Annotated in this window: 3 protein-coding genes and 1 pseudogene; all 4 read left to right on the top strand. The window is 43.0% G+C overall.

Going from position 1 to position 3,283, the window contains the following annotated elements:
• A partial coding sequence (locus AC6F75_RS08920; protein WP_500714658.1) for an rRNA adenine N-6-methyltransferase family protein occupies positions 1–346 on the top strand: 346 nt, incomplete at its 5' end.
• Positions 330–1,682, top strand: coding sequence for a magnesium transporter (gene mgtE, locus AC6F75_RS08915; protein ID WP_500714657.1), 1,353 nt, complete (start codon positions 330–332; stop codon positions 1,680–1,682). The genes AC6F75_RS08920 and mgtE, both read left to right, overlap by 17 nt.
• Positions 1,683–1,695: 13 nt before the next feature.
• Positions 1,696–2,085 (top strand): thioesterase family protein, encoded by a 390-nt coding sequence (locus tag AC6F75_RS08910; protein ID WP_500714656.1) that lies wholly within the window; start codon positions 1,696–1,698, stop codon positions 2,083–2,085.
• Position 2,086: 1 nt separating this feature from the next.
• Positions 2,087–3,016 (top strand): annotated as a pseudogene (locus AC6F75_RS08905) (2-hydroxyacid dehydrogenase); the annotation flags it as partial.
• Positions 3,017–3,283 lie beyond the last annotated feature (267 nt).

Here is a 3,283-nt window from a genome sequence, read left to right as displayed (position 1 = left end):
GGCCTATGGCATACTTTCGGTGCTGGTGCAAGCGTTCTTTACAGCTGAATATTTATTTACTGTTCCGCCGGGGGTTTTCAGTCCACCACCCAAGGTGGACAGCGGGGTGTTGCGCCTCATCCGGAAGGAAAATTTTACTCTTCCCTGCAACGAAAAATTGTTTTTTAATGTGGTGAAAACGGCTTTCGGACAACGCCGAAAAACATTGAGGAACAGCTTAAAATCTTTCGCTTTAAGCGAAAATTTAAAAGAAGACACTATCTTTGACAAACGGCCGGAGCAACTGAGCTTCGAAAATTTTATCGAGCTAACTCAAAAGATAGAAAGCAATGCAATTTCAACTTAGCCCGGAATTAATTGAAAAAATAGAACTGCTTGTCGGAGAACAAAACGACATGGAGTTGCTGCTGCATTTGCAGGATTTGCACCACGCTGATATTGCCGAAATCATCGAAGAAATCTCCCTCGATGACGCCACTTACATCATCAAGCTTCTCGACAGTGAAAAAACGGCCGAGGTCCTTATGGAACTCGACGAAAGCGACCGTGAGAAAATCTTGAACAACCTTTCACCACAGGAAATCGCCGATGAACTTGAGGAAATGGATACCGATGATGCCGCCGATATCCTTGCCGAACTTTCTGAAGAACGAAAAGAAGAGGTTATTGCCAACATTGAAGATGCCGCACACGCTAAAGATATTAAAGAACTTTTACGTTATGACGAAGACTCTGCCGGTGGTTTAATGGCCAAAGAGCTTGTAAGAGTGCGGGAAACCTGGACTGTTGCCGGTTGTGTCAGGGAAATGCGCCGACAGGCCGAAAATGTGACCCGGGTACACTCCATTTATGTGGTGGACAAAGACGAAAAGCTCATTGGCCGACTTTCGCTGAAAGACCTTTTGACAGTACACCCCAAAACAAAAATTTCTGAAATTTATATTCCGCGTGTGGACTACGTCAATGTGCACACCGAAGGTGAAGAAGTGGCCAGAATCATGCAAAAATATGACCTGGAGGCCATTCCCGTTGTAGATGAAATAGGTCGTCTGGTTGGTCGGGTAACAATTGACGATATTGTTGACTTTATCAAGGAAGAAGCCGAAAAAGATTATCAGTTGGCCGCGGGTATCTCTCAGGACGTTGAGGCAGACGACAGTTATATGAAGCAAACCAGGGCCCGTTTGCCGTGGCTCTTTTTGGCACTTATCGGTAGTTTTATTGCTGTGGTCATCGCTGAAGGTTTTGACAGTGCTCTTGAAAAATACGGTATGCTGTTTTTTTTCACTCCGCTTATTGCCGCAATGGCAGGAAATGTGGGTGTGCAGTCATCGGCAATTATAGTTCAGGGTATTGCAAATGGAACCTTATCGGGCTCACTGTTTAAACGCTTGTTCAAAGAAGTTGTGCTGAGCTTGTTAAACGGACTTCTTTTGGCAATTGTTCTTATGATTGGCTCACATTTCATCCTAGGCCATGATTATATGATTGGGCTTACTGTTTCAATAGCATTAATGTCTGTAATGGTCATTGCCTCGCTTATTGGCACTTTTGTGCCCATCACGCTCAACAAATACGGCATTGATCCTGCACTTGCAACAGGGCCTTTTATTACCACCAGCAATGATATTTTTGGTATTTTAATCTACTTTTCCATTGCCAAAGTGATGCTTGGGTTTTAATTTTCAACTAAAAATGAATCATTTCGAAACAGAAATCTCCGTTCCAAAGTCGGCTATTGACAACCTCAACCACGTCAATAATGTGGTCTATTTGCAATGGGTGCAAGACGTGGCAGAACAGCACTGGAATGCAAGTACTGATGCCGCTTTACGCGAAAAACTGGCCTGGGTGGTCATCAATCACTTTATTGAATACAAAGCCCCGGCTTTTGAAAATGATGTTTTGATTTTAAAAACCTGGGTAGAAAAATACAGCGGCGTAACGAGTGAACGCCACACCGAAATATTTAGAAAAGCAGATCAAAAACTGCTGGTCAAAGCCAAAACCGTCTGGTGTTTATTGGATAAAGCATCCGGAAAACCTATGCGGATTAGTGATGAATTGAAAACTCAATTTCCATAAAATGAAAATCCTCCACTTAGATAAAAATCACCCGTTACTTCTTGAACAGCTGACAAAGCTAGGATTTCAAAACGAAGAGGATTATACCTCCTCCAAAAAAGAAGTAGAAGCTAAAATAGCAAATTACGAAGGCATCGTCATCCGGAGCAGGTTTGATATTGACAACACCTTTCTGGATGCTGCCAAAAGCTTAAAATTCATAGCCCGTGTGGGAGCCGGGCTGGAAAGTATTGATGTGGATTCTGCCGAAAGCAAAAATATCGTCCTCATTGCAGCTCCTGAAGGCAACCGCAATGCCGTGGGCGAACACGCGCTTGGCATGTTGCTTTCTCTCTTCAACAACCTCAAACAAGCCGACAACGAAGTAAAACAAGGTCTTTGGAAACGTGAAGCTAACCGTGGTGTAGAACTCGACGGAAAAACAGTAGGCATCATCGGTTATGGGAATATGGGAAAAGCCTTTGCCAAAAAACTTCGTGGTTTTGAGGTGGAAGTGCTTTGTTATGACATCAAAGAAAATGTGGGCGACCAAAATGCCAAACAGGTGTCACTTGAAGAACTCCAACAAAAAGCTGATGTATTGAGTTTACACGTTCCTTGGACGGAATTGACAGATAAAATGGTCAATGAAGTTTTTATTTCAAAATTTAAAAACCCTTTCTGGCTACTTAATACCGCTCGCGGGAAATGTGTGGTCACAGCCGATTTGGTAAAAGCATTAAAATCAGGTAAAATTTTGGGAGCCGGGCTGGATGTTTTGGAATATGAAAAGGGTTCGTTTGAGTCCTTGTTTACTGAAAACGACCTGCCAGAAGCTTTACAGCAATTAATCAAAATGGACAATGTGGTGTTAAGTCCACATATTGCCGGTTGGACTGTTGAAAGCAAGGAAAAACTGGCTCAGGTGATTGTGGATAAAATTAAAGTTTTATATGGTTTGGGTGAGAAAGAGACGAGACTCCTGCCTTCGCAGGAGTATGGGGTTTCCGGACTCGGCGGATTTTTCTTTAAAACCAAAGACCCTGATGCCATCAAAACTTGGTATAAAAAACATCTGGGCATGAATACCGATCAGTACGGCTGGACTTTTTGGTGGAAGGACAAGGAGGGCAACGATTGCTCCACACAATGGAGTCCGTTTAAAGAGGACACAAAATATTTCGCGCCAAGCAAAAAACCCTTTATGATGAATATGCGG

This window comes from Planktosalinus sp. (genome assembly GCF_059864935.1).
The sequence above is the reverse complement of the archived record's forward strand: the minus strand, read 5'-3'. Positions and strand labels throughout refer to the sequence as shown.

Bases quoted from the DNA above. Each gene is read 5' to 3' on its own strand.
- mgtE (WP_500714657.1), top strand. From the start codon at position 330: ATGCAATTTCAACTTAGCCCGGAATTAATTGAAAAAATAGAACTGCTT.
- AC6F75_RS08910 (WP_500714656.1), top strand. From the start codon at position 1,696: ATGAATCATTTCGAAACAGAAATCTCCGTTCCAAAGTCGGCTATTGAC.